At 73.7% G+C, this 5,384-nt stretch carries 4 protein-coding genes; 3 read left to right on the top strand and 1 reads right to left on the bottom strand.

What is annotated here, in order from left to right:
- Positions 1 to 69: 69 nt before the first annotated feature.
- Entirely contained in the window at positions 70 to 1,227 is a 1,158-nt protein-coding gene (locus ACFWB8_RS36610; protein ID WP_385237506.1) for a cystathionine gamma-synthase, read from the bottom strand.
- 92 nt (positions 1,228 to 1,319) lie between these two features.
- Here ACFWB8_RS36610 and ACFWB8_RS36605 point away from each other — a divergent pair, with 92 nt between their 5' ends.
- The 3 genes from ACFWB8_RS36605 to ACFWB8_RS36595 all read left to right on the top strand — a co-directional run bounded on the left by ACFWB8_RS36605 (position 1,320) and on the right by ACFWB8_RS36595 (position 5,271).
- Positions 1,320 to 2,426, top strand: coding sequence for a hypothetical protein (locus ACFWB8_RS36605; protein ID WP_385237504.1), 1,107 nt, complete (start codon positions 1,320 to 1,322; stop codon positions 2,424 to 2,426).
- A gap of 113 nt (positions 2,427 to 2,539) precedes the next feature.
- Positions 2,540 to 4,141: a M48 family metallopeptidase gene (locus ACFWB8_RS36600; RefSeq protein ID WP_385237502.1), complete on the top strand. Its 1,602-nt coding sequence runs from the start codon at positions 2,540 to 2,542 to the stop codon at positions 4,139 to 4,141.
- Complete coding sequence (locus ACFWB8_RS36595) at positions 4,138 to 5,271, top strand: hypothetical protein (protein WP_385237500.1); 1,134 nt, start codon at positions 4,138 to 4,140, stop codon at positions 5,269 to 5,271. Before ACFWB8_RS36600 ends, ACFWB8_RS36595 begins: the two co-directional genes overlap by 4 nt.
- Positions 5,272 to 5,384 lie beyond the last annotated feature (113 nt).

Genomic DNA, 5,384 nt, shown 5'->3' with positions numbered 1-5,384 from the left:
GCACGTGCCGCTCGGCGGAGCTCCGCCCGGCGCAGCCGGTGGGGCGGTGGGGCGGTGGGGCGGTGGGGCCTAGCCCAGCGCCTGCGTCAGGTCCGCGATGAGGTCGTCGGCGTTCTCGATGCCGACGGAGAGGCGGATCAGGTCCGCCGGGACCTCCAGGGCCGAGCCGGCCACCGAGGCGTGGGTCATGCGGCCCGGGTGCTCGATGAGGGACTCGACGCCGCCGAGGGACTCGGCCAGGGTGAAGATCCGGGTGCGGCCGCAGACCGCGACGGCCTCCTCCTCGCCGCCGGCGACACGGAAGGAGATCATCCCGCCGAAGTTGCGCATCTGCTTGGCGGCGATCTCGTGGCCCCGGTGCTCGGGCAGGCCCGGGTAGAGGACCTGGGTGACCTTCGGGTGGCGCTGGAGCACCTCGACGATCTTCGCGGCGTTCTCCGCGTGCCGGTCCATGCGCACGGCCAGCGTCTTGATGCCGCGCAGCACGATCCAGGAGTCGAAGGGGCCGGCGACGGCGCCCATCGCGTTCTGGTGGTAGGCCAGTTCCTCGCCGAGCGCCTCGTCGGCGGTGACCAGCGCGCCGCCGACGACGTCGGAGTGCCCGCCCATGTACTTGGTCAGCGAGTGCACGACCACGTCCGCACCCAGGGCCAGGGGCTGCTGGAGGTAGGGGGACGCGAAGGTGTTGTCCACGACCAGCTTGGCGCCGGCCGTCCGCGCGATGTCGGCGACGACGGCGATGTCGGTGATGCCGAGCAGCGGGTTGGAGGGGGTCTCGACCCAGATGACCTTGGTCTTCGGGGTGAGCGCGGCCCGTACGGACGCCGGGTCGGAGGTGTCGGCGACCGACCACTCGACGCCCCAGCGGGAGACGACCTTCGCGAAGAGGCGGAAGGTGCCGCCGTAGGCGTCGTTCGGGATGACCACGTGGTCGCCCGGGGAGAGCAGCGTACGCAGCAGGCAGTCCTCGGCGGCGAGCCCGGACGCGAAGGCGAGACCGCGCAGGCCGCCCTCCAGCGCCGCGAGGTTCTCCTCCAGCGCGGTGCGGGTCGGGTTGCCGCTGCGGCTGTACTCGTAACCGCCGCGCAGGCCGCCCACGCCGTCCTGCTTGTACGTGGACACCTGGTAGATCGGGGGTACGACCGCGCCGGTCTGCGGGTCCGCGGTGTTGCCCGCGTGGATCGCGCGGGTCTCGAAGCTCTGGTGCTCGTGGCTGTCGTCGCTCATGGGGCAGATGCTATGCCCCGGGCCCGGCGCGGTCCTCCTCCGTATCGCTCCGTATTGGCCTTCGGCCGGGTGCGTCTGGTTCGCTGGGGGGCATGGAGATTCTGTTGTTCCTGCTCGCGATGGGCCTGGTCGTGGCCGCCGTCAGTCCGTATCTACGGCGCAGGCGGGGCGGTCTGCGCCTGGTCGCACCCGGCAGTCCCGACGCCGCCGATCCCGCGGACTACGGATTCGGCCTGCAGGAGGAGCTCGACATCCGGATCCCCGGCCCCGACCAGGACCTGATGGACGCGCTCGACAACGTGCAGCGCACCGGGCAGTGGCAGGCCGCCTCCGCCCTGCTGGCCGGCACCCCGAAGGAGGGCGAGCTGCGCTGGCAGCGCGTACAGGCCTTCGGCGGCGCGGCCGCGCTGGAGCTCGTACACCAGCCCGGGGCGGGCGCGCGGTGGCTGAAGGCGTGGCGGCTGGAGTCGCCCAAGGACGCGGGTGGCGCGCAGGTGCACGCGGAGCTGCTGGTGCAGCAGGCGTGGCGGCACTCGGGCGGGGTCGGCTCCGACGACCACCGGATCATCCTGGAGGAGGCCCGGGAGTCGTGCCGCACGGCCGCGCTGCTGGCCCCCGGCGACCCGGTCCCGTACATCACCGAGCTCGCGATCGGGCGGGCGCTCGCGTACTCGGAGGCGGAGTTCGACGAGCTGTGGGCGCGGGTCATCGACCGGGCCCCGCAGCACATGGGCGCGCACCTGGCGGCGCTGAACTACTGGTGCGAGAAGTGGCACGGCTCGCGGGAGAAGGCCGACGCCTTCACGCACGCGGCCGCGGCGCGCGCGCCGCAGGGCTCGCTGCTGGCGGCGCTGCCGCTGTTCGCGGTGTACGAACACATCCCCGACGTCGTCATGGTGCGCAGCTTCTGGGAGAGCGCGGTCGTGACGCGGGCGGTGGAGGGCGCTCTGTACGCGGTGCACAGCGCCCGGCCCGACGACCCGATGCTGGCGCACGTACGGCACCTGCTGCTGTGGTGCCTGGTCAACATGGAGCGCTGGGCGGAGGCCATGGAGCAGGTGCGGCACGTGGACGGGTACGTGGGCGCCCTGCCGTGGTCGACCTCGGCGGACCCGGCGGCCTCGTACGCGGTGTACCGCGCCCTGGCGGTGGCGGGCTACGAGGCGAACGGCGGCTCCCCGGCGACGCTGCCGGGGTGACGGGGTGACGCGGTGACGGGGGGCTCCTGGTGGGCCCCCCTTCGCAGCGGCAAAACCCCTCCCCATAAGGTGCGCGTAAATAACACACCATCCCGTGGGGGGATCTGTTCCATATGGGCGCTTCGCTGCGCGCCTCGCGCGCCCTTGCCCTGCTCGCAGGCTTCTATTTGCTCGGCCTCGTCCTGCTGGCCGTACTCGCCGGTATCGACATCGCTGTCGCGACGGCGGGGCTGCGCGGGCCGGCTCTCTTCAAGCTCCTCGTCGTCTCCGCCGTCCTCGCCGTCCCGATCGTGCGCGGCATGTTCATGCTCCGCACCCCCAAGGGCGACCCGGTCCCCGGCGTCCCCGTCACCGAGCGGCAGGAGCCGGTCCTGTGGCGGACGGTGCGGGAGGTCGCCGAACAGGTCGGCACCCGCGCGCCCGACGAGATCGTCCTGATCGCCGAGGTCAACGCGGCCGTCAGCGAGGACTCCAAGCTGCTCGGCCTGCTGCCCGGCACCCGCCGGCTCTACCTCGGGCTGCCCCTGATGACGGGCCTGGACGAGATGCAGCTGCGGGCCGTGCTCGCGCACGAGATGGGCCACTACGCCAACCTCGACACCCGCCTCACCCCGCTGATCGCACGCGGCCGCGCCCAACTGCTGCGTACGATCGGGCACTTCAACGACCGGGCCGACGCCAAGGTGGCCAAGGAGCGTGCTCGGCAGGAGAAGCGGGCCGAGAAGCGGATCGCGTCCGGCAAGAAGCCCAAGGCCGTCGACACGAGTGGCGACGGTGCCATGTACCGCGCGATGGCCGCGCTGTACACGGCGTACGGGAAGTTCTACCAGCGCGCCACCCTCGCCGGCGCCCGCCGCCAGGAGCTCGCCGCCGACCTCGCCTCCGTCCGCATCGCGGGCCGCGACTCGGCCGCCTCCGCGCTGCGCGAGCTCAACGCCATCGGCCCCGCGCAGGACTTCTACATGGACTCCTACGCCACCCTCGGCGTCGGCGCGCAGCTGCTGCCCCGGCCCGGGCAGGTCTTCGGCGGCCTGCGCCACCTGCTCGACGCCCGCTCCGAGGAACTGGACGACCTGCGCCGGGAGCTGTCGACCGAGCCCGCGTCCCCGTACGACTCCCACCCCGCGCTCGCCGAGCGCGTGGCCCGCATCGAGGCGCTGCCCGACGACGGCCGCGGCGGCCAGGCGGCCCGCCCGTCGCTGGAGCTGCTGTCCGACGCGGACGCGGCGATGGCCGCGCTGGAGCAGGCCGTGCTGACCCCGCAGGCGCTCGCGCTGAAGCGGGTGGACTGGGCGGACCTGGTCCAGGAGAGCATGACCCGGTACGTCGGCGAAGGCGCGGAGCAGATCCGCGAGGCCGTCGCCGCGGAGGGTGCGGGGCCGGACCTGGCCGCGCTGCTGGCCGCGATCGACGCCGACCCGGCGGTGCGCTGGCGCATCGCGGAGCGCTTCCCGAAGTCCGAGGAGGCGGCCGCCGCGACCGGCCGCACGGCCCGCGAGTTCGCCCGCCCCGTGCTGCGGCGGGCGATCAACCAGCTCGTCACCGCCGAGCTGACGGCCCGCGGCACCGCCCGCTGGCAGCTGTCCTGGACCGACTCGGCGACGCTGCGCTACCCGGCCGACGGCTTCGAGGAGCAGCTCGCCGCCGCCCTGGAGGCGGCCGTGGCGGACCAGCCCGACACCGAACCCCTGCGAAAGCTGGTGCTTGCCCCGTGATCGGTCTGATCATCCTCGGCGTCATGCTGATCGGCGCCGCGTACAAGGCGTTCGCCGCGCACAAGGCGAAGAAAGCGGCGGGCACTCCCGTGCCCGCCGCGCAGTCGGCCGCCACGGCCACGGCGAAGGCCGAGGAGAAGGCGCGGCAGGCGGCCGCGGTCGTCGCGCTGGGCTTCGTGGCGGAGGAGGACCTCGACACCGAGAACGCCCGGCCCGTCCCGCCCGAGCGGACGGCCGCCGTCGCGGCGGTCACGGCCGGCGACTGGGAGGCCGGCGCGGCCTACCTGGAGGCGGCAGGCAAGGACTGGGAGGAGCGCTGGCAGCGCGTCCGGGCCCTGGCCGAGGCGGCCGCCGAGGACGACGCGTGGCTGCTGGCCTGGCGGTCGGCCCGGCCGTCCGACCCGTCGGCGGCGCTGGTCAACGCCGATGCGGGCGTCGCGGTCGCGTGGAACGTACGCGGCAGCCAGTCGGGCAGCCGCACCACCCAGGAGCAGTTCCGGGTCTTCCACGAGCTGCTGCTCAAGGCGCAGGAGTACGCGCACGAGGCCCAGCGGCTCGCGGACCCGGCCGACCCGGTCCCGTACATGGTGGAGCAGCCCGTCGCCCAGGGCCTGGGCTACCCGCACGAGCAGTACCGGGAACTGTGGGCGCAGATCGTGGCGCGCGACCCGAAGGTGCTGGTGGCGCACACCTCCGCCCTGCAGTACTGGTGCGAGAAGTGGCGCGGCTCGCACGAGCTGGCGCTCGCCTTCGCCCGGGAGTCCGCCGCCTCGGGCGAGCCGGGCGAGCTGCTGTCGCTGGTGCCGCTGGCCGCGTACATCGAGCAGGAGATGAAGGATCCGGGCCTCGAGCCGGAGACCTTCTTCAAGGAGCCGGAGGTCGTCGCCGCGGTGGACGCGGCCCTCGCTGACCTGGCGGCGGCCGACCCGGCCGACTGGCGGACGGTCCGGCTGCGGCACGTGCTCGCGTGGCTGCTGTTCTGGCAGGACCGCGACGCGGAGGCGGTCGAGCAGTTCCGGCACATCGACGGGTACATCGGCGCCGTGCCCTGGTACTACACGGGCTCGCCGAAGGCCAGGTACCTGCACGCCCGGAACTGGGCGGTGCGCGTGACGACGCCGGGCCTCTGAGCCGGGGGGGGGGGGGGGGGGGGGGCCCCCCCCCCCCCCCCCCCCCGGGCGGGCCCGGCGCCCGGGCTAAACCTGAAAGGGTGGGTAAAAAAAAAAAAACAAGCCCCACACAA

Origin of the sequence: Streptomyces sp. NPDC060031, from assembly GCF_042736805.1 — a bacterium.
Taxonomy (GTDB): domain Bacteria; phylum Actinomycetota; class Actinomycetes; order Streptomycetales; family Streptomycetaceae; genus Streptomyces.
Note: the sequence above shows the minus strand (reverse complement) of the source record. Positions and strands in the feature narration are given on the sequence as shown.